General features: G+C 54.7%; 19 protein-coding genes. 7 read left to right on the top strand and 12 right to left on the bottom strand.

Annotated features, from left to right (window positions below):
* Positions 1-10 precede the first annotated feature (10 nt).
* The gene (locus tag RUDLU_RS0100665; protein ID WP_019986405.1) at positions 11-568 is read left to right on the top strand and encodes a tetratricopeptide repeat protein; all 558 of its coding nucleotides are present in this window, start codon (positions 11-13) and stop codon (positions 566-568) included.
* Positions 569-571: 3 nt separating this feature from the next.
* On the opposite strand, the gene RUDLU_RS0100660 is transcribed toward RUDLU_RS0100665, so the two are convergent.
* Positions 572-1210, bottom strand: coding sequence for a LysE family translocator (locus RUDLU_RS0100660; RefSeq protein WP_019986404.1), 639 nt, complete (start codon positions 1208-1210; stop codon positions 572-574).
* On the bottom strand, positions 1207-1755 hold the full coding sequence (locus RUDLU_RS0100655) for an NUDIX domain-containing protein (RefSeq protein WP_019986403.1): 549 nt from the start codon (positions 1753-1755) through the stop codon (positions 1207-1209). The genes RUDLU_RS0100660 and RUDLU_RS0100655 overlap by 4 nt, the downstream gene beginning before the upstream one ends.
* A 72-nt stretch (positions 1756-1827) precedes the next feature.
* On the opposite strand from RUDLU_RS0100655, the gene RUDLU_RS0100650 reads away from it, so the two are divergent.
* A complete protein-coding gene (locus tag RUDLU_RS0100650; protein WP_044129262.1) occupies positions 1828-2835 on the top strand; it encodes a cation diffusion facilitator family transporter in 1008 nt (335 codons plus the stop codon).
* 227 nt (positions 2836-3062) lie between these two features.
* On the top strand, positions 3063-3989 hold the full coding sequence (locus tag RUDLU_RS0100645) for a sugar phosphate isomerase/epimerase family protein (protein ID WP_019986401.1): 927 nt from the start codon (positions 3063-3065) through the stop codon (positions 3987-3989).
* 91 nt (positions 3990-4080) lie between these two features.
* Here RUDLU_RS0100645 and RUDLU_RS0100640 read toward each other — a convergent pair whose 3' ends face one another.
* The 9 genes from RUDLU_RS0100640 to RUDLU_RS0100600 form a co-directional block, all read right to left on the bottom strand.
* On the bottom strand, positions 4081-5220 hold the full coding sequence (locus tag RUDLU_RS0100640; RefSeq protein ID WP_019986400.1) for a TIGR03364 family FAD-dependent oxidoreductase: 1140 nt from the start codon (positions 5218-5220) through the stop codon (positions 4081-4083).
* Positions 5220-5957, bottom strand: a complete 738-nt coding sequence (locus RUDLU_RS0100635; protein WP_083940498.1) for an HAD family hydrolase — start codon at positions 5955-5957, stop codon at positions 5220-5222. Before RUDLU_RS0100635 ends, RUDLU_RS0100640 begins: the two co-directional genes overlap by 1 nt.
* Positions 5958-6044: 87 nt before the next feature.
* A complete protein-coding gene (locus RUDLU_RS0100630; RefSeq protein ID WP_157580061.1) occupies positions 6045-7322 on the bottom strand; it encodes a DUF5690 family protein in 1278 nt (425 codons plus the stop codon).
* Positions 7323-7382: 60 nt separating this feature from the next.
* Complete coding sequence (locus tag RUDLU_RS0100625) at positions 7383-9623, bottom strand: TonB-dependent receptor (protein ID WP_245581605.1); 2241 nt, start codon at positions 9621-9623, stop codon at positions 7383-7385.
* Positions 9624-9628: 5 nt separating this feature from the next.
* Positions 9629-12418 (bottom strand): phosphoesterase, encoded by a 2790-nt coding sequence (locus RUDLU_RS0100620; protein ID WP_019986396.1) that lies wholly within the window; start codon positions 12416-12418, stop codon positions 9629-9631.
* Positions 12419-12446: 28 nt separating this feature from the next.
* Complete coding sequence (locus RUDLU_RS0100615; protein WP_019986395.1) at positions 12447-13007, bottom strand: HD domain-containing protein; 561 nt, start codon at positions 13005-13007, stop codon at positions 12447-12449.
* A gap of 419 nt (positions 13008-13426) precedes the next feature.
* Positions 13427-14125: an SDR family NAD(P)-dependent oxidoreductase gene (locus RUDLU_RS0100610; RefSeq protein WP_019986394.1), complete on the bottom strand. Its 699-nt coding sequence runs from the start codon at positions 14123-14125 to the stop codon at positions 13427-13429.
* A gap of 88 nt (positions 14126-14213) precedes the next feature.
* Positions 14214-14948: a GTP cyclohydrolase I FolE gene (gene folE / locus RUDLU_RS0100605; RefSeq protein WP_027302632.1), complete on the bottom strand. Its 735-nt coding sequence runs from the start codon at positions 14946-14948 to the stop codon at positions 14214-14216.
* On the bottom strand, positions 14908-15327 hold the full coding sequence (locus RUDLU_RS0100600; protein WP_019986392.1) for a 6-pyruvoyl trahydropterin synthase family protein: 420 nt from the start codon (positions 15325-15327) through the stop codon (positions 14908-14910). Before RUDLU_RS0100600 ends, folE begins: the two co-directional genes overlap by 41 nt.
* Positions 15328-15627: 300 nt before the next feature.
* Here RUDLU_RS0100600 and RUDLU_RS0100595 point away from each other — a divergent pair, with 300 nt between their 5' ends.
* Together RUDLU_RS0100595 and RUDLU_RS0100590 are read left to right on the top strand one after the other, a co-directional pair.
* Complete coding sequence (locus RUDLU_RS0100595) at positions 15628-16686, top strand: Gfo/Idh/MocA family oxidoreductase (RefSeq protein ID WP_019986391.1); 1059 nt, start codon at positions 15628-15630, stop codon at positions 16684-16686.
* A gap of 130 nt (positions 16687-16816) precedes the next feature.
* The gene (locus RUDLU_RS0100590; RefSeq protein WP_019986390.1) at positions 16817-17620 is read left to right on the top strand and encodes a queuosine precursor transporter; all 804 of its coding nucleotides are present in this window, start codon (positions 16817-16819) and stop codon (positions 17618-17620) included.
* A gap of 3 nt (positions 17621-17623) precedes the next feature.
* On the opposite strand, the gene RUDLU_RS0100585 is transcribed toward RUDLU_RS0100590, so the two are convergent.
* Positions 17624-18379, bottom strand: coding sequence for a TrmH family RNA methyltransferase (locus tag RUDLU_RS0100585; protein ID WP_019986389.1), 756 nt, complete (start codon positions 18377-18379; stop codon positions 17624-17626).
* 103 nt (positions 18380-18482) lie between these two features.
* On the opposite strand from RUDLU_RS0100585, the gene tamL reads away from it, so the two are divergent.
* Both tamL and miaB read left to right on the top strand, forming a co-directional pair.
* On the top strand, positions 18483-21104 hold the full coding sequence (gene tamL / locus RUDLU_RS0100580) for a translocation and assembly module lipoprotein TamL (RefSeq protein WP_019986388.1): 2622 nt from the start codon (positions 18483-18485) through the stop codon (positions 21102-21104).
* Positions 21105-21328: 224 nt separating this feature from the next.
* On the top strand, positions 21329-22759 hold the full coding sequence (gene miaB / locus RUDLU_RS0100575; protein ID WP_019986387.1) for a tRNA (N6-isopentenyl adenosine(37)-C2)-methylthiotransferase MiaB: 1431 nt from the start codon (positions 21329-21331) through the stop codon (positions 22757-22759).
* Positions 22760-22839: the final 80 nt, after the last annotated feature.

The following is a 22839-nucleotide window of genomic DNA, read 5'->3' as shown; positions in this document are numbered from 1 at the left end:
AGACTGTGTCATGGAAGTTGCGCTGTTGAGTCTGCTGTTTATCCCTTATTTGGTAATCAAGTACTTCTTTACCGACCACGATACCCCGTCGGATAAAGACCGGAAGCGCTTTGGTAAAGGGCTCGAACTACTCAAAAACCGGGATACACAGGAGGCCTTCGCTTTTTTCGACGAAGCCGTTCGCCAACACCCCAAATCAGCTATCGCTTACGCCAGCCGGGGGCGCTGCCAACTCTGGCAGGAAAACTACTACTCGGCTATTTACGACCTGACGCAGGCCATCAACCGCGACAATACCCTCGGTGAGTGCTACCTCGACCGGGGCATTGCCTACTACCGCACCCACCAGTTTCCCGAAGCCTTCCGCGAATTCGACAAGGCCGTGTGGCACCTGCGCGACGAGCAACCCGATGCCTACCGATGGCGCGCATTGGCCCGCATCCAGCTTCGGCAACTGCAGCAGGCCGAAAACGATCTGCGCCGGGCCGTCATGCTGGGCGACGAAAACTCGTTTCAGATTCTTCGTCAGCCGCCTTTCACAAAAGGGGTTTTCCAAACCCGACCCTGAGGTTTACCAGTTCATCAAATTCATAAGCGGCTGGTACAGCCGTGTCCAGGCCAGATTGGCCGCGATACCCAGAAACACAATGCCGGTAATCCGGTTGAAGTTGAGCACTACTCGAGGTGTGAAAAGTCGTTTGAGTTTGTGTGCCGATAAGGCCAGTGCCGACTCAGTCAGAAAAATGCCAACCAGACTCATAGCCATAAACGCCATTTGCCGATCGAGGGTGTAGTGTAGCGAGTTGCGCAGATAAGCCGCCAGCGTAACCCAGGTAATAAAGTTGATGGGATTGAGCCCGTTGAGCAGAAAACCCGTCCAGAAGTAATACAGAAAATTACCAAACCGGGTTTTGGGGTAGGCCAGCCGGGGAGTCCCCTTGAGCAAATTGGCCAGTCCGATAGCTACCAGAAAAATTACCCCTACAAGCGTCAGCAGTACGTCGAACCCTTCAATTTTGGGCAGAAACGACGTACCGAACAAGGCCGAAGCCACAAACAGCATATCGCAGACGACCACGCCGAACGCAATTTTGATCCCCGCCCGATAGCCATTATCGACGCTATTCTGTAACAGCGAAAAAAACACAGTACCAAACGTAAGGCAGAGCAGAAAGCCCGTCAGCAGGCCGTAGAATAAAGCTTCAATCATACACCGAGGGTTCTACTAACCATCAAAATGGCGGTCATGCTGATTGCGTCGGTAATTTCGCTCGCCATCACCATCCGAACGGCCTCAGTCAGGGGCACTTTGCGGACCTGTAGGTCTTCGGTATCTTCGGGTTCCTGCTCACCCTGCACGAGGTCCTGAGCCAGAAAAATAAAGCCCTCTTCGTCGGTAGCTGAGTTGGAGGTGTGAATCCGGGCTATCGGTGTCCACCGGCGGGCTTCGAGACCGGTTTCTTCTTTCAGTTCGCGCTTGGCGGAATCAAGCGGATCGGTACCAATAGGGCAACCACCTTCCGGGATCTCCCAGGAGTATTCGTTCAACGTATATCGGTATTGTCCAACCAGATAGATATTTCCCTCGGCATCGATGGGCACCACCCCAACGGCTTTGTTCTTGAAGCTCACAACACCGTAAATACCCGGTGTACCGGCCGGCGTTGTGACTTCTTCATGCCTGATTGTAAGCCAGTTATTATCGTAAACAACGGTTGATGTGTGTGTTTTCCAGGGGTTTTCAGATGCATTCATACGGGCTAAAATACGGCTTTTTCGTCTCGAAATAGCTACCTTTATCCTACGATTACCGACTTCATTGACTCAATGCAATCCAACCAATTGACCAAATACCGATGGATGAGCGTGTCGCTCGTGCTGAGTGTGGTCCTGTTTGTCCTGAAAGTAGTTGCTTACTACCTGACCAACTCAACGGCAATCCTGACCGACGCCCTTGAATCCATCGTCAATGTAGTCGGTAGCGCCTTTGCCTTCTACAGCATTTACCTATCGGGGCAACCCCGCGACCAGAATCACCCGTATGGGCATGGCAAAATTGAGTTTTTGTCGTCAGGCTTTGAGGGGGCACTGATTCTGTCGGCCGGCATTTTTATCCTGATCGAAGCGGCTTTCAGTTTTTTTGAGCCCCGCGACTTGCAGAATCTGGATTGGGGTATCGTGATTGTAGCCGCTACCACCGCCGTGAATGCCTTTGTGGGCTGGCGACTCGTAATTACAGGCCGCAACACCGATTCGATGGCACTCACGGCCGACGGTCGGCACCTGCTTACCGATAGCATCAGCAGTACCGTTGTGGTAGTTGGCATTGGGCTCGTGTGGCTTACAGGCCTGGGCTGGATCGACGGGGTGTTGTCGCTCGGTCTGGCCATGATCATCATTTACAACGGCTTCCACATTACCCGGCAGTCGGTAGCCCGGCTCATGGACGAAACCGATGGGCCGACGCTCAACCGGGTGGTCAAGGTGCTGAACATCCGAAAAAGCCCCAACTGGATTGATGTGCACAACCTACGGGTACAAAAGTACGGGGCCGATCTGCACATCGACTGCCACCTTACCCTACCTTACTATTGGGATCTGGTACAGGTGCATAACGAGGTACACACGTTTGAAGATGCCTTGAAAGAAGCATCCAACAGCGAGGTCGAGATTTTTGTCCATACCGACCCGTGCCTGAAAGAGTGCTGTCACTATTGCCGGGTGGCCGACTGCCCCGTACGAGCCTTTCCGTTTGTACGTGATGTCGAATGGACGGCCGCCAACCTGCCCCTCAACCAAAAACATTTTGTCCCCGTCGATCCACAAACCATTTGATTTACAATTGTTTGCTCGGATGTACGAAAAAAGCAGGGGTCAATTTTAAATAAGTTTCGATCAATAATTTGGAAATCTGAATTTCAATAATCAGTTTTATACAAATTTTTCTCTGGTTATTGCTATAATTCAGGTTGTATTCATATCGGAAAGGCTGGCCGCTATACGGTCAGCTTTTTTATTGACCTGACCAAACGCTATTTTTAGCGGATATACCGACAAACCCTATGTTTACGAACCGACGTTCTTTTTTGAAGCAGGCGGCCGCCTTTACTGCGGGTGCTACCCTCCTGCCGGATGCCTTTGCGGAATCGGCAGCGAAGAAGCCTTTTTTCGACATTTCGCTGGCCGAATGGTCGCTCCATAAAGCCCTGTTTGCCAAGAAAATCACAAATCTTGACTTTCCGGCGCTGGCCAAAAACGAGTTTGGCATCAGCATCGTTGAGTACGTCAATCAATTTTTCAAAGACAAAGCGCAGGATAAGGCTTACCTCGACGAACTCCTGATGCGCTGCAAAGACAATGGTGTGAAAAACCACCTGATCATGATCGACGGGGAAGGTGGCCTGGGCGAGCTTGACGATACCAAACGGAATCAGGCCGTAGAAAACCATAAAAAGTGGGTCGACTGTGCCAAGTATCTCGGTTGCAAAACCATCCGGGTCAATGCGTACGGCAACGGCACCGCCGAAGAGGTGGCCAAAGCAGCCATCGACGGATTGGGCCGGTTAGGTGAATTTGCCCAGAAAACCGGCATCAACGTGATTGTGGAGAACCACGGCGGTTACTCATCGAACGGAAGGTGGCTTACCGACGTCATGAAGCAGGTTGGCAAAAAGAACGTGGGTACCCTGCCCGACTTCGGTAACTTCTGTATCCGGCGGAACAAAGACAATGGCCGGATTTGCGACGAATCGTACGACCGCTACCAGGGCACACAGGAACTAATGGTCTATGCCAAGGGCGTATCAGCCAAAGCATACGACTTCGACGAACAAGGCAACTGCATTGAGACCGACTACGCCCGCATGATGAAAATTCTGAAAGAGGCTCGGTTCCGGGGCATTGTGGGCATTGAGTACGAAGGCAGCAAGGTTGATGAATACGAAGGCATCAAGAAAACTAAAGCACTGCTGGAGCGCGTTGGGGTTTAATGGGCACCGCTTCACACGCACGAGGGGCCTGTCCGTTCCGGACAGGCCCCTCTATTTTATACAACAACCTAAGGTGTAATCTGAACAAAGTTTACCGCACTACTACCGACTGCTCGGCATACCCGGCCGATGACGTCATGCCTTTGCCCCCAATTCCGGTGACAATCTGAATGTGGTCATCGATCCAATGCTCGTAAATTTCGTCGGCAGTTTGGGCGTACAGGCCCGCCCATGTCCGGGCAATTCGGTTGACGGGGAAGTTGACAATCCGCGCAGCTTCGTTCAGAATGAGCGTGTTTACGGCATCTTTTGTATCAAACCCCAAGTCGTCGATCTGATTAGCGGGTGCGTACTCGTGTGAGTCGCCAATGATGATAGACCCATCGAGGGCTTGTTTGAATAACACGTGAATGCCCCATTTCTTCAACTCGCGCAGGTGTTCGGGTGTACTCAAGCTACCGTACGAAGGGCACTCGGCAAATGACTCGTACCGCCGGATGGTTAGTCCCGTCAGAATATTACCGGACATGGCAAGCTCGGGCATGGGTACCGTTTGCATCATTTGCAGCTTGCTGACTACAAGGCCGCTCTGCGCAAACAGTTGCGGGTACAGCAACCGGAATTCGTAGCCATTGGCGATAAGCACCCGCTCGGCCTCAAACGACCGGCCATCTGCCAGTTGGATCTTGGCCCGCCCCTGCCCCGATTCACACGCAACAACAGCCGCATTGGGCAGGTACGTAACCCCGTAGCGGGCAACCACAAAGTCGATGACGCGGTAAATCATGCGGTCGGGCTCTACGCTTACCTCGTCGGGAAATAGTAAGGCCCCCTGCACATATTCAGGACGCAGATACGGATACCGGGCGATTGTTTGCGCGGCTGATAACAACGCACAAGGGTAACCATCGGCCCGTCGGCGGTCGTACAGTTCGTTGGCTAACGCCCACTCATCGGCATCGGAGGCTATATAAACCGATCCATTTTGCCGCACCGAAATATCGGTCTGCGCCTGAATCTCCCGGTAAATCTCAAGGCTGCGTCGACCAAACGTGTACCACTGTCCCGACAGGCCGGAGGGCACCACCTGCCCAAAATTGCGGACGGTAGAGCTTACCGGCCGGTTATCTTTTTCAAGCAACAGTACCCGTTTGCCCGCTTTAGCGGCATGGTACGCATGAAACGTTCCGAGAGCCCCCGCCCCCACAATAATCAGATCGTAAACAGGCATCAGATGGAGCGAATAAATTCGGGCAGTTCGGTGAGGGAATTGAGCAAATGGTAATGCGGGTAAGGCTCCAGTTGCTGCCGGGTATGGGTGCCATTGGTCAGGCCGAGGTTATACCAGATACCAGCCGCCTGACCCGACAGGAGGTCCGAAGGCGTATCGCCAATATTGATCACAGCCTGCGTATCGGTCACGCCGAAATGCTGCATGGCTTTCTGAATCATAAACGGCCGGGGGCGGCCTTCTTCTACCTCATCACTCGTCACACTCAATTGAATAACCGACTCCTCGGTGCCTTCAAACCGCTCATTCAGGTCATCGAGCCAACCCAGCTGGCCCAGAATAATGTTGGTCACCGACCGGTAGAAGCCCGTTGTGAGGGCAATGGGAATTTTGAGCAGGTGCAGAAAAGCAAAGGTTTCCAGGCATCCGTCGGTAGGGTGTACCGGATTGTTGCGGTAATGGTCTTCGAGCACCTCCGTAAACCGTTGGTACGAACGCTCCACGTACCGGGTTGTGTCGGCCGTAGGGTGCGCCAGTTGCTCGCGCCAGAGCAGATCAAACACATGCCGCTTGCCCATACCCTGCATGGCCAGAATACGCTCGGCCGACACCGTGAGGCCGGTTTCGGCAGCCGCCTGCGCAAAACAGGCTTCTACTTCGTGCTCATCGGCAACAGTCGTACCCGCCATGTCGAAAATCACTAACTGAACAGGTGGCTTTGTAGATGGTAGCTTCATTCGCTTATCGTTACTGGTAAAAATGGAAGGGCTGGTTAAGCAACCAGACTCGTTTGGGTTGTATTCGGCAAAAAAACGCTCAATCACTTACACATCCACTGCCTGCGGCACCGAACGTTGGGCAAACTTACGGGCAAAAGCGATGTATGCAACACCCACCAGCAGGGCGTACCCTACCGATAGCCCGTAAGCTGCGTACACGAAAAAGTCGAGAAAGCTGATGGATGGCTGCCCGAAGTTCTTGTACAACAGAACCCCTACACTGCCCAGATACCCCCACCAATCGGCCAGGGTCACCACAAACCCGACGGTGCTGACGTAGCGAAAAGCGGCCACCAGCCGCTCAAAATACAGACCGTTGCAGGGCACGTAAGCCGCGTACAGCCCCACGCCCACCAGCGTAAACCAGGTACCCGCCGACATACTTCCCTGCTGAAACAGCCATGTACTCACCCCCACCAGCACCGACGCCCCAATCATGATGGCATTGATGAGCTGAAAGGCCCGAAAATGGTTTTTTACCAGTTGCAACAAGGCCATTACCCCCAGCGTTACTACGGCTACCGTCGTTTCGGCCTGAGTGAATATGCCGGGATTGGTAATGCCGACCGATTTCAGAATCTCCGGTCCAAAATTATCACGGAAGTCGCGAAAAGCCGTCAGCAGAACATACGAAGCGATAAAGGCGAGCAAGCCACCGCCAAAATTACGGACAAACTGATGGCGTTGATCGGCGTTCATGGGTTGGCGGTCGGTGCGTTCGAGCCGGTCGGCGGAGGTGGGCGGGGGTAACAGGGTCAGGGCATAGACCGACACCAGCAGGGGCACCACAAACAGACCTCCGGTGAGGGCAGGCACCCAAAACTCCGATACACCCCAGTTGGCAATCAGCATGAGGGCCACGGTTTTCACAAACCCTGACGCGAAAATAAAGGAAGCCGTCAGCCCCGCTACCATCGCATCGGTTTGCCGCCGACCTTCCAGAAAGCCCAGAACAATGCCGTACACCATACCCAGGGGCAGGCCATTGAGCAACAAAAACGGGATATTCCAGGGAGCAGGTACCACGGCAAAAGCCAGCAACGCCAATTCGGCCAAGCCGATTAGCTGCAAAATTCGCAACGCCCGCTGCCCGGCCGGCATCTCCGAAATGACTTTGACCCCGATGCGTTTGGACAAGGCATAACCGAGCACCTGCGCCGTGATGAGCCAGATTTTGTAATTGATACCGGCAAAGGCCATTCCTTCAAACGTAGTCGCCGTGATACTTTTCCGAAACGCGTACGCACAGGCATAGGTACAGAAGGCGGCTGTTGCGCCAAATAAGGCAAACGCAACGGGCTGACGAAGTAGTTTTTTAAGCATCGGACTGGCAATAAACGGCATTTTACCCAACCGGCAAAGGAGTTTTGTCGTCCTGTCTGATTACCAGTTCACCAATACCGACAGCCAGGCACTACGCCCTACGCCGTCTACACCTGAGCCGTGGGTGCGGTAGGCTTCATCCATCAGGTTTTGCAGTTCGGCACTGAGGGTGAGCCAGCGCCAGCGGTAGCCACCGTTCAGATTCAGCACCTGCCAGCCGGGGGTGCCGCCCTTAGCAATCCGGTTATCGTCCTGATCGCCTTTGGCGAGCCGGGTTTGCGCACCGGCCCACACCCACTCGCCCCGTAGCCACCAGCCCGAAGCGGTATACGAAAGACCTACACGCCCGTTGAGGGGCGGAATCCGGCGGAAGGGCTCGTTGGCCGTTACGTTTTGGCCGTAGGTGTACGATGCCCCCGCGTAAGCCAGCAAGCGGCTACTGATACCGTATTCGATATCGCCCTCTAAGCCCCGGATAAACGATTTGGCACTGTTCTGTTTCAGATACACCGGGTACCCCTGCAGGGAATCTTTACCCTGCCGAACGCGGCTGATAAAATCGGTGAGTCGATTATGGTACCCGAGCAAGGTGAGGGCCAGTTGCTTATGGCGGAGCTTAATACCGGCTTCGGTATTGAGCGAGCGCTCAGGACGCAGGTTCGTATTGGGTACTTCGTAGCGAAAATCGACAATACCGAGCGTGCCCAGATCGTCGATATTGGGCGACCGAAACGCCGACTGAACCGAGCCAAATACCCGCAAAGACGGCCAAACAGCATACGACGCGCCCACATTACCCACCAGCGCCGAGGGCCGGATGGTAGCCCCGCCCGGTTGCACCTCAGGCACCGTAACGGCATTGGCCTGATACCGGGCCCCACCCGTCAGCGTGAGCCGGTCGAACGTGAGCGTATGCAACGAAAACACCGCCAGGCTGTTCATCGACGCCCGGTCGGGGTACAGGCCACGCTTGGCCACAGCAGCCCCGGTTTGCGTATTCAAGTCTTCACGTCGGCTCCGCACCCGGTCGGCATACCAGTCAATTCCTGTCTGCATACGCCAGAACGAAGCCGGTTGCGCCAAGGCAAGCAGGGTCAGGCCGGTGGTGCGGGTCTGATCATTTTCGAGAACGGCCGTCGGGTTGTTATTGCGCCTGCTCTGCCGCCCCTCAGACTGCTGCTGCCACGAAGCCGTCAGTTGCACCGACTCTAAAAACCGATACGAAAACGAGCGTTCGAGCCGGGCGTAGGCTAATTGTCGGCGTTGCGGGTCAAACTGAGCGTACTGGTAATTTTCGAGCCGAACCCGGTGATACAAGGGCACGCTATCCTGGCTCAGATCCTGATAAGCCACCGTAGCCAGAGTTCGCTCTGAGAGCCGGAAGCGGGCTTTTACATCGCCCGATAATTGGGAGTAACCCGTTGGGGCCAGTCGGCCGAGACCCCGCCCGGCCACCAGATCCCCGAATTTACGGTAGGCCAACCCTCCCCCAACCGCTACCGACCGGCTTGAATATCCCAGCTCCATGCGGCCGCTGTACTCCATGCCCTGCGTAGCCAGTTTGGCGAATGCACTGCCCGAAACCGTCGGCGCGTCGGCGAATTGCGGGGTTTTGGTGAGCACATTCACCACGCCACCGATGGCATCGGAGCCGTAAGCCACCGAGCCAGTACTCCGCACCACCTCAATCTGACTCACACTCTGGGGGTCAATCGTGTTCAGGTATTGGTTAGGCCCTGATCGAAACGTGCCGTTATTGAGCCGGATACCATCTACCAATAAGAGTGTTTGTTGTCCGGTCAGCCCCCGCACAAAGGGCGAGCCGCCCCCGTGGTTGGTTTTCTGGATAAATACCCCCGTGGTACCAAACAGAGCTTCCGGCACGGTGCGGGGTGCCCGCTGCCGCAGAGCACGCGCAGAAAGCACCGACGTTACCTCGGGCCGGTCGAAATCGGCCGTCTCGGTGCGTTGGGCCGTCGTGACGGTCTGCCCATTGAGTTGCACCACGCTCGGTTTCAGCCGGACCACTACCCGCTGTCCATTGGGATCAACCGGTATGTCGAGTGGTTCATAGCCGACCGAGGTAACCCGCAGGACGGGTGTTGTTTTCGGAACGCTCTCCAGCCCGAAACCGCCCGTTACATCGGTGCGGGTGCCCCGGCCGGTACCCCGTAGCTGAACCGTCACGTCGGTGATCGGGGCATCGGAAGTGGCATCGCGTACCACACCCGTAATCGTCTGAGCCTGGGCTGCTGCAACGGAAAAGGCCGTAACCAGCAGCATACATACCTGTTTTTTCATGGTCCTTAGTTGCCGCTTTCGTTCTGTTGCTGGTAATGCTCCATCCGTTGCTCGGCTGGGTCGTCCATTTCGTTTTCCTGCCGAACGGCCCGCCAGTTGAAGGTCTTATGATAAGGTTTCATGGCCTGTTGCGGGTCAAACACCCGCTTGTCGGGCAACACGGCCGTGTAGGGTGTGAAATCGGGTTTGTCGGTAAAAAAGTCGCTCAGAAGCGAGGCCGTCAGGTCGTACTGATTCACGTAGGGCACGTTGAGCAGGTTGTAAATCACTTTCAGAATTGAGCCAAAGTTGCCGTGCGTAGACGACACATGCCCCCGCTTCACGTAGGGGCCAGCCATCATCAGTATTGACCGGTGCGCGTCGATGTGGTCAACGCCCCCCTGCGGGTCATCTTCAGTCACGATGACGAGCATGTTTTTCCAGTAGGGCGTGCGCGACAGAAAATGGAGCATCCGGCCGAGGGCCAGGTCGTTGTCGGCCATGTACGAGTGCAAATACGGGTAACCGGCATCAGGGCGGGGTCGTGACCCGTGGTCGTTGGGGAGCTGTACGGTCAGCAACTGCGGCATTTTGCCCTTCCCATTGAGCCACATTTTGGCAAACTCCTCCTCAAACTGATCCATCCGAAACTGATCGGGAATACTGGTGTTGTACCCGGCAAAGTTGCGGCTTGTATGCCGGAAAGCGGCATCGGGCATTGGAAACGCTACTGGCTGTGCTGTGCCAAACTGCGTATTGTGCGACTCCTCAAACGCGCCCGTGTATTCGTTGGCCTGCCCAAAATTAAAAAACGACACCTTGCTGCGCTCCAGAGCTTCCCAAAGGCCACCAATCTCGTTGTAATCTTCGGGGTCAATGGCCCCAATGGTTTTCGGAAACCGCCGACCGGGGGCCTTCGAAAATGGATCGAACCGCCCATCCGAAGCCGATTGAGCCTCCACCCACTCGTTCGGAATGGTACCCATCATCCAGTGGTGCCCGTGAATACTCGCATCCGAATCGCAGTAGAAATTGTCGGAAAAGGCAAACTGTTTGGCAAGTCGGGCATGGTTGGGCGTAATATCGGCCTTCTCAATCCGCACGGAGTCGCCTGCCTGCGTATCGGTGCGGCCACTCGTTGCCCGGTTGGTAGCCAGCCGGGCTTTGATAGTCACGCCATTCCCAAACCGCGCCAATGTCGAGTCACCTTTACCCGTGGGGAGTTGGCCCAGAATTTCGTCGTAGGTGCGGTTTTCCTTCGTGATGTACACAATGTGCTTTATGGGGCTCTGCCGCACACCCGGCAGCGGGGGCAATGGGTTGCGGCCATTGTCGGCTACGGGTACTCGCTGGTAGGTATTGGCCAGCGATTGTTTGGTGTAGGCGGCCAGCTGAGCGGCTGTAGGCACCGGTACCAGCTGAAACGTACCCAGCTGAATATCGCCAATGTAAGTACCCTGCGGAGGTTTCACAAAACCTTTCCCACCGTTGGGGCCAGCTCCGTAACCACGCGCCGAGGTTACGTACAGCGTGTTACCATCGGGCGAGAGAAGCACGCGGGTTGGCCCCCACCCGGTCGGGATGAGCCCTTTCACGCGCCGGGTAGGCACGTCGACCACAGCTACGGCATTGAAGGCCAGCAAAGCCACGTACAAGGTTTTCTCGTCGCGGCTGAGCGTCAGACCAAACGGCATCAGGCCCCGGTGCTTGTCGAGCAGCGGATCGACCCGGAGCTGAATAGTACCCACTTGCCGGTGCGCCGAGTTGCCGCCCGGTTTGTAATCGATAATCGAAATATTGTCGTTCGTGGCATTGGACACGTAAGCATACCGGCTTCCGACCGCCACCGAGTTGGGACTACTGCCGCCCACCACCTCGGCTTCTTCGATCATCTCACCTATCTGTACACCGGTTTTGTGTTTGGCCACCACCTGATTGGTTCTCAGATCGACCGTCCAGACACTCATAGCCTGCTCGTCGAGCGGATCGCCCAGCCCCGGAATTTTCCGTCCGTTGATGGTCACCCCTTCCCGCGATTCTTTCGAGTGGGCACCGTAAGCCGGGAACTGCAACATCATCGTGTCTTTGTTGGTGGGGGTTACGCCCGGCACCAACGAGTATTCGTACAGGCCCACGTTGGCCACGAACGCCAGTTTACCATCGGGCGAAACGGCCAGCCCAAACGGTTGCCGACCCACCTTTACCGATGCCTTCACCTGCTTCGTTTTCAGGTCGATGCGCACCATACGGAAGTTGGCCCGGTCGAGGGCAAGCAACTCATTGGTAGCCGGTAGCAATACCAGATCGGACGTAAAACTATCGGAAAATCCGTTGCCGTTGAGATCTATACTATCCCGAACCTGCCGGGTTGCCATATCAAACACAACCACCCGGCCCCGGTCGCCATTGCTGAGATACGCCGTCTGATTATCGGGCGCAATGGCCGTACCGATAAACGATCCCTTCTCGACCGGTGAGCGCAGGGTACGGGCGTAGTCGGGTACCCTGATGGCCTGCCCATTAGTCAGATTCAGCACCGTTACGGCATTCTCGTGCAGGCTGATTGCCCGGCTTCCATCGGGAGATACCGCCAGCCCAAACGGGTCACTCGTAATCCGAATGACCTGCCCGGCGGGCGTTACGTAACGGCCACTGGGCAGCACGGCCCGACCAAGCGTGGCCCGACCGAACGCGGCCCGACCGGTATCAATTTGGCAAAGCTGGGTGCGGCCGGGCACCTGAAGCGTGGTGTATGTTTTTTGGGCCAATAGCGGTCCGGCGCTCAGTAAGAGCAGGGTAGTCAGGCGAATCGACATGGTGAACAGGGTGGGTATTGGTAGAAAGTCAGCGGCTCAGGTGGTCGCGGCAATAAGCGAGGTAATAGTCGGGCGAAGGTGTTTCGAAGTCTACCTCCTTGGCTTCTTCATCCCAACGACGCAGGGCGAGTATCTCGTTGAAGTACGGATTGACCTCGAATGCCATCATCTCCTCGGCCGACATGGGGCCACCCTGAAACGCGAGCGTTTTGCGGCTCGCATCCGACAGGCGGGCGTCGTATTCCGGAAATTTAGCCACCAGATACCGCTTGGCATTGACGTGGTTTTCGATCAGAACGGCCGTTTTCTCCGAAAAACCCAGGGACCGCAGATGGTCGGCCCCGAGCCGTTCATGATCTACCGTTCCGTAGCCATCCATATAGGCTTCGACCGATTCGACGGGTAAAAGATGGCCAATATCGTGCAAAAAGGCAGCTACCACCGTATCGTTGTCCGAGTCGGCTCGTTCGGCGAGGGCGGCACATTGCAGCGCGTGTTCGAGTTGGGTAACGGGTTCGCCAAAGTAGGGGTCTTGCCCCTGCTGATCGAACAGGGCCCGGAGTTGCAAAATAGTTTGGTCAGGCGTCATAGTGGATGTAGGTGCGTTCAACGGTTCCGTCGTCGAACCAATCAAAAAAGGCGTATCCGGCTTTGGTTTCGTGATAGGTGTCGGTATTCTATCAATTACCACAAACGGCTCTGTTACAGAAATACGACATCCCGTTGTAATCTACCCGGTCGAGCAGGTGCATGCGCTTACTCAACGATTTTAGTAAATGCTGACGGTTCATTGTGGGTTGGAATAATTGAGGGTGCAGTTTAGCCTAAATCCCGTAGATGTTGAAACGGGTGCTGTTACGTTTTCTTGAAATTTAAGTTAAGCTCCTTTTCCTTTTACCAGTACGCCAAAACAGACTCCTCGGGCTATAGGCCACAAAAAAAAGCGAGCACAATCCACAACGTGGCATTGCACTCGCTTCTACTGTAAAGATTTGACTATTAATACATTTACTTCAAACTTCCCATGCCGCCGTCGATGCCAATAATCTGTCCTGTAATCCAAGAGCCGCCATCCGAAAGAAGGTAAGCTGCCATACCGGCAATATCGTCGGCCGTCCCTACCCGGTTTAGCGGATGCCGTTTATTGGCTGCTTCGCGTTTATCGCCATTGAGCAGGAAACCCGCCAGCGGGGTGTCGGTTAGCGACGGAGCAATGGCATTGACCCGGATGTTGAACGGTGAAAACTCGGCCGCCAGGGCTTTAGTCAGTCCCTCTACGGCCGATTTGGCCACCGAAACCGACGAGTGCAAACCCATACCCAGCTTAGCCGCTACCGTACTAAACAGAACGACACTGGCCGATTTAGACTTTTTCAGGGCCGGATAAGCCGCCTGAATAGCCGCTACGGCGCCCAGCACGTTCACTTCCAGATCATTCCGATAATCCTGAATGTCGAGCCGCTGAAAGGGCTTCAGATTAATGGTTCCCGGTGCGTACACCAAACCGTGCAGGGTATCGGGCAATTGGTTCAGGGCCTCGGCCGCTGAGGTGCTCGCTACGTCCCAGGTCATGTGGGTCGACTGCACGCCTTCGGGTTGCCGACGCCCAGCCGTAAACAACGTAGCGCCCTGATTTTGAAGCGAAAGAGCCAGCGCGTGACCAATACCCGAGCTGGCTCCAATAATGAGAATATTTCTGCCTTGCATAGTAGCAGTTTACAGTTTACAGTTTGTGGTTTACAGTTCAAATGAGCGTCAAGCCCACTCCAACTGAAAACTGTAAACTGTAAACTCGTTAATTAGTTGTGCCGATGTACCGCAGGAGTTCCTGCCGAGTGGCTTCATCTTCGAATTTGCCGTGGTAAGCAGCCGTCACGGTCGACGATTCTACGTCGTTGACACCGCGTGTCGAAACACAGAGGTGCTTGGCATCGATGATAACGGCTACATCGTCCGTCTCCAGTATCTGTTTCAGCTCGTTGGCAATCTGCACTGTCAGGCGCTCCTGCACCTGCGGCCGTTTGGCAAAATACTGTACAATCCGGTTCAGTTTCGAGAGCCCAATCACCTTACCGCTGGATATATACGCAACGTGTGCTTTACCCAGAATCGGCACAAAATGGTGCTCGCAGTACGAGTGTACCGTAATGTCTTTCTCCACAAGCATCTGGTTGTAGCCAAACTTGTTTTCGAAAAGCGTGGGGGCCGGCTTGTTGGCTGGATTAAGACCGCTGAACGTTTCCTTCACGTACATTTTGGCTACCCGCCGGGGAGAACCCTTCAGGCTGTCGTCGGTCAGATCGAGGCCGAGGATGTTCATGATTTCGCGGAAATGCTTCTCAATCAGCTCAATCTTGAGATCGTCGTCCAGCTCGAAGGCATCCTCGCGCAGCGGGGTCTCCAACGAGGTAGCTGCGTGCGACTCGCCCATTTCGTCGGTGAGCAAATCGTTCAAATCGCCGTCAGGATGCAGATTCTTTCCGTTTTTGTTAAGCGGCAGGGAATTCAACGAAGTTCCGTTCAGTTTCATAAAGTCGTATTTTCAGATCCAGCACCGGATCAAGTTGTTCACGTAAAAGGTGGTAAATAACAATAGCAATGTTTTCGGCCGAAGGATTCAGGTCGCGAAACTCTTCGGTATCGAGGTTTAAGTTTTTGTGATCGAACCGATCCGTAACTTGCTCTTTGATGATGTCGCTCAGGACTTTCATGTCCATCACGTAACCCGTTTCGGGGTCAACCGGACCGGTCACCTGAACAATCAGATCGTAGTTATGGCCGTGGTAGTTGTAGTTGTTACACTTCCCGTACACCCGCGCGTTCTTTTCATCCGACCAGTTCGGATTATTCAGGCGGTGGGCTGCGTTGAAGTGTTCCTTCCGAAACACCGTAACCCGTTGGTTTTCCATATGTATGCGAACTAAGCGTATGCGGCAGGCATGTCGTTACAAAGTATGTGTACAACACATGCAGACCGTCGAGCGGGTAGCTAAGCCGCCCTTCAGTGAGTGCGTGTCGATTGGTGAAACAGACTGTCTACACTTTTTGTTCAAGTTTAGATAGACAAAAGTTAAACAAAGCCTATTCATTTCGACATCTTTATAACCCCATTGACCCGGCGGTTGTTCCCCAAATAAATATTCGGTACTGCCGGTTTAGCGGCCGGGCTTTTTTGTTTCTTTTGGTCTCCGATTCAAACACTCTCTCCTATGCGCATCGACCGTCGTACGTTTATCCGAACCACTGCCCTGTCGGGAGTCGGTTTGACCGTTTTGCAACCCAACGTTTGGGCGCAAACAGCCGCTCCTTCGGTTGGGGTCGGGTTTGTTGCTGATACGGTCGGAGCGCAACTCCCCTACCCTTTTAGCCCGCGGGCAACCGCCCTGTTCGACCCAACCAACGGGGTCGCGTTTGAACGACTGCTGAACCGCCCCGATATCGACCTGATTGTAGCCGATCTGGCGCCAGGTCAGCGCTCACCGGTCGCCCATGCGGCCATGCGGGCGGGCAAACATGTAGTATGTACGGGCCCGGTTGGCCAGAGGATTGATGACCTGCTCAGTTTATTCCAAACGCATCGGCAAACGGGCCGGCACTGCCTCATTCTGGACGATGACCAGGCCGACCGCGATATGCTTGCCATTACGTCGATGGCCAAACAAGGGCTATTTGGTCCCCTTTCGTACGTACACTGCGGCAGTACTTCGGCCACCAACGGGCTTGGTATGGCCATGGAGTGGCTGGGGATTCACAACGGCAACGCGTTCAGGAGCCTCAACGCATCGCTTTCGAAAAGTTGGGGCCTCCACGAGCCATCTCCTTCGGCGGAGCACCAGAAAAATGAACCGTCTGTGCGAAATTACCAGCTGGGCGAGGTCCTCACAATTACTTTGCAGTGCACCAATGGGGAATTGGTGGTTGTGAATCGGGATTTGGCGGGTGAGCGGCCGTACGGTCGTAACATGGCGTTACAGGGCCGTGACGCCAAATGGGATAGCGAGACGAACAGGCTTGTTCGGGGAGCAACAAGCCGGGCGTTTCCGGCCATCCGGGACCGGTACGAGCATCCATACTGGCAGGAAACCGCCCCGCGCAAACAACCCGATGCGCTGGGTGTGCTGATCGACCAGATCTGGACCAATCAGCTTGCGCCTGAGGCTACCCAAAACGCCCTGATGGTGAGCCTGATTCACGTTGTGGCGAAGCATTCGCTGGCGGCCTGGGGCGAAGAAGTACTCATACCTGACCTGAAAAGCTGTTTGAGTTAATCACTTTGGTCCGTAAGGTCGTGCGGCCAGGGACACAAATTTCACAACTTACAGCCTCAAATCGCTAACTCAAACAGCTTCTGACCATCCGCGTTTAAGCTACTATTGCGTTTACTTTTTACCACTCTGTATGACCCACTCGTTTACCGACAAACCGCAGAAGCGGGCCAGTACGAACCTCTACATTTTCCTGAGCGCCATTTTTCTGACGAATGCGCTCGTGGCCGAAATCATCGGCGTCAAAATCTTTTCCGGCGAAACGCTGCTGGGTGTTCCGCCCGCGCAGATCCACCTGCTCGACGATTTTGTGCTCGATTTCAACCTCACCGCCGGGGCCGTTATCTGGCCTTTCGTGTTTATCACGTCCGACATCATTAATGAGTACTTCGGTAAGGCGGGTGTCCGCCGGATCTCGTTTCTGACGGCCGGTTTCATTGCGTACTCGTTTCTGATTATTTACGCCGTAACTACCCTGCCGCCCGCGCAGTTCTGGCTGGAGGTGAACGCCAAAGACCCGGCTGGCAACCCGATTAATATCGACAACGCCTTTGGGATGATATTTCGGCAGGGGCTCGGTATCATCATTGGCTCGCTCACGGCTTTCCTGATCGGGCAGTTGCTCGATGCCTCGGTGTTTCAGTACCTCCGCAAGATCACGGGTAGCCGGAAGGTATGGCTGCGGGCTACGGGTTCCACGCTCGTTTCGCAACTGATCGACAGCTTTGTGGTCTTGTTTATTGCCTTTTGGGTATTCGGCAACTGGTCGATGAAACAGGTGCTGGCTGTGGGCCTTATCAACTACATCTACAAGTTTACAACGGCTATTTTGCTCACGCCGGTTCTGTATCTGGCTCATTCGGCTATTGACCGGTATTTGGGCAAAGAACACGCCGACGAATTGGCCAACGAGGCTTCCATGAGCTCGTTTATGTAGTCTCTACGCAGCTCCCCGGCGCCAGTTATCCAGAATCACCGCCGTGGCGATGCCGACATTCAGCGATTCGGCATCGCCATAGCGCGGAATCGTCACCGACCGGCTCACCATCGGCACCAGTTCGGGCCTGATTCCGTTGGCTTCGTTGCCCATCATCAGATACCCCCCATCCGTACCAAACGGCAGGCTGTGCACGTTCTGACCGTCCAGAAAAGCCCCATACACCGGCGTACCGGCGGGTAGTGCCTTCGCATACGCTACCAGATCGGTGTAATACCAGTGTACCCGCGTAAACGAGCCTTTGCTGGCCGAAATCACCTTGGGATTGTACACCTCAGCCGTGGTGTCGGAGCAAACCACTTTCCGAACCCCGTACCAATCGGCAATCCGCAGAATGGTACCGAGGTTACCGGGGTCACGCACATCATCGAGCAACAGCACAATTTCACCCGGCTCGGCCAATAGCGGGCGGTTTTCGCGCGTTCTGACCAGAGCAAGGGCCATATTGTTGCTTTCGAGCGTACCCACCCGCGTCAGTTCTTCCGGTGAAACGATTTCGACCGACGGCGGTTGGCGGTCTGCGGGTAAGGCGTTTTCTTTGTAAAAGGCTTCGGTTGCCAGCAGCGTGTCGACCCGAAAATCAGAGGCTAATACTTCGCGCACGCTCTTGGCCCCTTCCACTAAAAACAAGCCATGTTCCTGCCGAAACTTCTTCTGGTGCAGCGAGCGAATAAACTGAGCGCGGTTTTTAGAAAGCATTTCTTAAAATAATGAATGCGTAATGGGTAATGATGAATGTAAAATGAATTGGGGGGTAAGCAGTTCCCGCCCACCCAAAGTAGGCTGGCGTCGAGTAAACTATTTGCGTTTATTTCGCGTCGGGCAGTATGCTTCCCTCATCACGCTTTACGCCATACTCATTACCCTTTCGGGCTGCTACACTTCCCGCACCAACGATTACCTGCTGTACACCAACACGATTCGGGGCAACCGCACCGTTATCAGCGACGAGCTGGAGGCTCTGATCCCGCAGAAACCCAATCGGCGTATTCTGCGTACCCCGCTTACTCCGGCGCTGTGGATATACCAGGCATCATCGCGCCGTTACAATCGCGATTCGGCTATTGCCGAACTGGCAGCCAAAACTACCCAATTTGAGCGACAAAGCGAGTTGGTCGCTTCTGACCCACGTGCCCTCCGGCGGCTCAACCGACGCTTCAGTCGGGAGGCTCGTAAACTCCGTCGATATGCCGAAGAAGGCAACTGGTGGATGCGGAATCTGGGCGAAAAACCGACGTATTTCTACCCCCGTGATGCCGAAGCCAATGCCCTGAAGATGCAGACCTACCTGCGCCGGACCAAAGGTTTTTTGCGGGCCACCGCCGAGTACACGGTAGATACGTTGCTCGATGGCCGGGTGCGGGTCAACTATCTGATTGATGAAAAAGAGCCCTACCGGCTTCGGTCTATCAGCTACGATATTCCTGACTCGAATGTACGGGCACTCGTTCAAGCCGAGAGGGGCAAATCGTACCTGAAAATTGGCGACCGCTTCGATGGCGATAAGCTCGATAACGAGCGCACCCGGATTGAAGAGCTGTTGCGCAATAACGGCTATTACGAATTTGGCCGTAATTACATCCGGGTGAGTGCCAGCCGCGACACGGCAGCCGCCGTAGTGGCCACCAATGACCAGAGTACGCTTGTTGACCTGACAATCCAGATTCCGAACCCGCCCCTGCGCAACGCCCACCCACTGTACCAGATCGGTGATGTTAACGTGCGAATCGGCTCGACGCAGGAGTCAACTGCAACCAGCCCCACCACCCCCACCGACACAATTAGCCAAAACGGAATTTTGTATTTCTACAGTGGTCGCAAATTTGCCACCCGCCTGCTCGACAGCAAAATTCGGTTGCGGCCGGGAAAACTATACAGCCAAAACGATTACACGTCGACCCAGCGTCAGCTGTTTCTGCTCAATCAGTTCAAGTTTGTCAATATCAATTTCACCGACACCACCGGTCGACGGCTCCGCACCGAAATCAGGGCGACCCCGCTCGACAAGTACGAAATCACGACCGAAGGTGGCCTGTTTGTGCTCTATCAGGGGCAGGGCTATCCCGGTCCATTTGCCAACCTGACCTTTCGTATCCGAAATTTCTTTGGGGGGCTCGAAACGTTTGAAACCAACCTGCGTGCCGGTATCGAAGCCCAAACTGGCTTTGCCGATTCGACCTCAACGAGTCAGCTCCGGGATACGTATCTGGCCCAGGAACTGGGGCTAACTACCTCGCTTATCTTTCCGCAAATTCTGTTTCCGGGCCGGCTCCGCTTCGCCTTCAACGACCTGAACCCCCGTACCCAGATCAGTTTAGGCTACAACTATACCAACCGGCCCGATTTTCTGCGCCAAACATTCCGAACTACCCTTTCGTACAACTGGCAAAAAGCGCCCCGCCATCAGTATTCGTTTTTTCTGACTGACCTCAACCTGATTCGGTCGAGCTTCAGAGGAGGACCCAATGAGGAGCTTCGAAAACAGTTTGAACAACGACTGATACAACTTCGTGATGCAGGCAACCGGGTGTTATTCAACAGCTTTTTGCCCTCTATCGCGTCGAACATGAGTTTTGCCTACACGTACAATACCAACGTGTTTGGCGAAAACCGCCGGGCTAATTTCTTTCGGGTAGCGCTGGAATCGGGTGGCACCACACTAAACCTGTTGAGCAGCGCGGCCATCCGGCGATTTACCGAACAAACCGGCCTGCAACTGTTTAAATACCTGCGGTTCAACGCCGATTTCCGGCATTACATCCCGCTGCGCCCACGCACAACGCTGGCGTTTCGGGTCAACTCGGGGCTTTTGTACAGCTACGGTCCCGACCGCTCGGCCCCTTACGAAAAGTATTTCTTTGCGGGCGGTAGCAACAGCCTCCGGGCATGGCGCCCCCGCCGGCTTGGCCCCGGTTCGGCCTACCCCCGCTCTACCGAAAGCAAGGTTATTCCGGGTGTGCAGGTGCCTACCTTCATCACCGACCCCCGAAACCCGGAGGTCAAACTGCCTCAGTTCGACTATACGTTTGAGCAACCGGGCGACTTTTTGCTCGAAGGCTCGGCCGAATTACGCTGGCGGTACTTCCATTTCGGGGCCGACATCAACGGGGCTCTGTTTCTGGATGCGGGCAACGTATGGACGCTCCGCAACGACCCGGCCCGCCCGAATGCCGAGTTACGGGTAGGTAAGCTCGTTCCCGATATTGCCGTGGGTACCGGTACGGGGGTTCGCATCGACTTTTCGTACTTCATTATCCGGTTCGACGCGGGCATCAAAGTTTGGGACCCCGCCCGCCGGTACATACGCGAGTCTGACGGGCAACTGATCGACGAACGGTTTTTGTTACCTCAGTTCACGCTCAAGCGGCTCTCGCGGGGTGCTAACCCCCTTATCGTGAATTTCGGTATCGGGTATCCGTTCTAAATGAGTGAATGAGCAAAAAGAGTGAAAACGGGATAGGCACTCTTCCGCACTTTCACTCTTTCACTCATTGAACCCTGCCACTTTGTCAGGAACTTTCGACTATCTTCTGTACCTTTGTAGACTGATTAAAGTGTGAAGATGAAAGGCGAATGCTACCCGCTTATTTAGTACGGGTCTGCGAGCCGCTCTTTCACCCTTTCACTCTTTCGCTCTTTATTATTGACATGGAACGCTTCACTGAACTGACAATACTTCAACCAGAAGACAAAGAGGGTATTGAGGAACCGCGCACTCTCGGCGACGAACTCGTGGAAGGCAAAAAACGCCTGTATATCGAGAGCTACGGGTGCCAGATGAATTTTTCAGACTCCGAAATTGTGGCCGCCGTGATGCGTAATGCCGGGTTCGCGACAACCTCATCGGCCGACGAAGCTGACCTGATTTTTTTGAATACCTGCGCCATCCGCGACAATGCCGAGCAGAAAGTACGCAACCGGCTGAAGCAGCTCAATACGCTGAAGAAAAAGAAGCCCGAGCTGATGGTCGGTATGCTGGGCTGTATGGCTGAGCGCCTGAAAACCAAACTACTCGAAGAAGAGCAGATTGTGGATATTGTGGCTGGTCCCGATGCTTATCGCGATATCCCCAAGCTCGTTGAAGAAGCCGAAACTGGTCAGAAAGCCGTCAACGTGTTTCTGTCGCGCGAGGAAACCTACGCCGATATCGCGCCGATTCGCCTGAACTCCAACGGCGTTACGGCCTTTATCTCGATCATGCGCGGCTGCGACAATATGTGCAGCTTCTGCGTGGTGCCGTTTACCCGGGGGCGTGAGCGCAGCCGCGACCCACACAGCATTGTCCGCGAAGCCGAACAGCTCTTCAACGATGGCTACCGCGAGGTAACCCTGCTGGGACAGAACGTCGATTCGTACAAATGGGAGAGTGAAAACGGCGAAGAGCGGGTCAACTTTGCTCACCTGCTGGAACGCGTTGCCCTTGTACACCCCGACCTGCGGGTTCGTTTCTCGACCTCGCACCCCAAAGACATCACCGACGAGGTACTGCACACGATGGCGAAGTACGATAACATCTGCAACTATATCCACCTGCCCGCCCAAAGTGGCAACAGTCGGATTCTGAAGCTGATGAACCGTACCTACGACCGCGAGTGGTACCTCGGCAAAATCGATCGGATTCGGGCTATTCTGGGCGACGATTGCGGCATTTCACACGATATGATTTCGGGTTTCTGCTCCGAAACCGAAGATGAACACCAGGATTCGCTGACGCTAATGGAGTACGCTCGCTTCGATTACGGCTACATGTTTGCCTACTCAGAGCGCCCCGGTACACTGGCCGCCAAAAAATACGCCGACGATGTACCGGAAGACGTGAAGAAGCGCCGACTCAACGAGATCATTGCCCTGCAACAGCGAATGTCGCTCGAACGCAACCAACGCCATATCGGCAAGGTACAGCGCGTACTGGTCGAGGGCACCTCAAAACGGTCGGAAGACGACCTGTTCGGGCGTAACGACCAAAATAAAGTAGTGGTGTTTCCGCGCGGAAACCACCAGAAAGGCGAGTACGTGAATGTGTTGGTAACAGATTGTACGGCCGCAACGCTTCTTGGAACAGTTATCAACGAACAGTGAACAACGAACAGTGAACTAATAGCAACGAACAGTGAACAGTTATCAAGTAATAGCGAATTCTTACTGTTGCTTGATACTTG

Source organism: Rudanella lutea DSM 19387, from assembly GCF_000383955.1.
Classification (GTDB): Bacteria; Bacteroidota; Bacteroidia; order Cytophagales; family Spirosomataceae; genus Rudanella; species Rudanella lutea.
This window is presented reverse-complemented; position numbering and strand designations above follow the sequence as displayed.

Bases quoted from the DNA above. Each gene is read 5' to 3' on its own strand.
- folE (WP_027302632.1), bottom strand. From the start codon at position 14,948: ATGAAACTGAACGGAACTTCGTTGAATTCCCTGCCGCTTAACAAAAAC.
- RUDLU_RS0100645 (WP_019986401.1), top strand. From the start codon at position 3,063: ATGTTTACGAACCGACGTTCTTTTTTGAAGCAGGCGGCCGCCTTTACT.
- RUDLU_RS0100660 (WP_019986404.1), bottom strand. From the start codon at position 1,210: ATGATTGAAGCTTTATTCTACGGCCTGCTGACGGGCTTTCTGCTCTGC.
- RUDLU_RS0100595 (WP_019986391.1), top strand. From the start codon at position 15,628: ATGCGCATCGACCGTCGTACGTTTATCCGAACCACTGCCCTGTCGGGA.
- RUDLU_RS0100590 (WP_019986390.1), top strand. From the start codon at position 16,817: ATGACCCACTCGTTTACCGACAAACCGCAGAAGCGGGCCAGTACGAAC.
- RUDLU_RS0100620 (WP_019986396.1), bottom strand. From the start codon at position 12,418: ATGTCGATTCGCCTGACTACCCTGCTCTTACTGAGCGCCGGACCGCTA.
- RUDLU_RS0100615 (WP_019986395.1), bottom strand. From the start codon at position 13,007: ATGACGCCTGACCAAACTATTTTGCAACTCCGGGCCCTGTTCGATCAG.
- RUDLU_RS0100630 (WP_157580061.1), bottom strand. From the start codon at position 7,322: ATGCTTAAAAAACTACTTCGTCAGCCCGTTGCGTTTGCCTTATTTGGC.
- RUDLU_RS0100650 (WP_044129262.1), top strand. From the start codon at position 1,828: ATGCAATCCAACCAATTGACCAAATACCGATGGATGAGCGTGTCGCTC.
- RUDLU_RS0100610 (WP_019986394.1), bottom strand. From the start codon at position 14,125: ATGCAAGGCAGAAATATTCTCATTATTGGAGCCAGCTCGGGTATTGGT.
- RUDLU_RS0100625 (WP_245581605.1), bottom strand. From the start codon at position 9,623: ATGAAAAAACAGGTATGTATGCTGCTGGTTACGGCCTTTTCCGTTGCA.
- RUDLU_RS0100655 (WP_019986403.1), bottom strand. From the start codon at position 1,755: ATGAATGCATCTGAAAACCCCTGGAAAACACACACATCAACCGTTGTT.
- RUDLU_RS0100635 (WP_083940498.1), bottom strand. From the start codon at position 5,957: ATGAAGCTACCATCTACAAAGCCACCTGTTCAGTTAGTGATTTTCGAC.
- miaB (WP_019986387.1), top strand. From the start codon at position 21,329: ATGGAACGCTTCACTGAACTGACAATACTTCAACCAGAAGACAAAGAG.
- RUDLU_RS0100585 (WP_019986389.1), bottom strand. From the start codon at position 18,379: ATGCTTTCTAAAAACCGCGCTCAGTTTATTCGCTCGCTGCACCAGAAG.
- RUDLU_RS0100640 (WP_019986400.1), bottom strand. From the start codon at position 5,220: ATGCCTGTTTACGATCTGATTATTGTGGGGGCGGGGGCTCTCGGAACG.
- RUDLU_RS0100600 (WP_019986392.1), bottom strand. From the start codon at position 15,327: ATGGAAAACCAACGGGTTACGGTGTTTCGGAAGGAACACTTCAACGCA.
- RUDLU_RS0100665 (WP_019986405.1), top strand. From the start codon at position 11: ATGGAAGTTGCGCTGTTGAGTCTGCTGTTTATCCCTTATTTGGTAATC.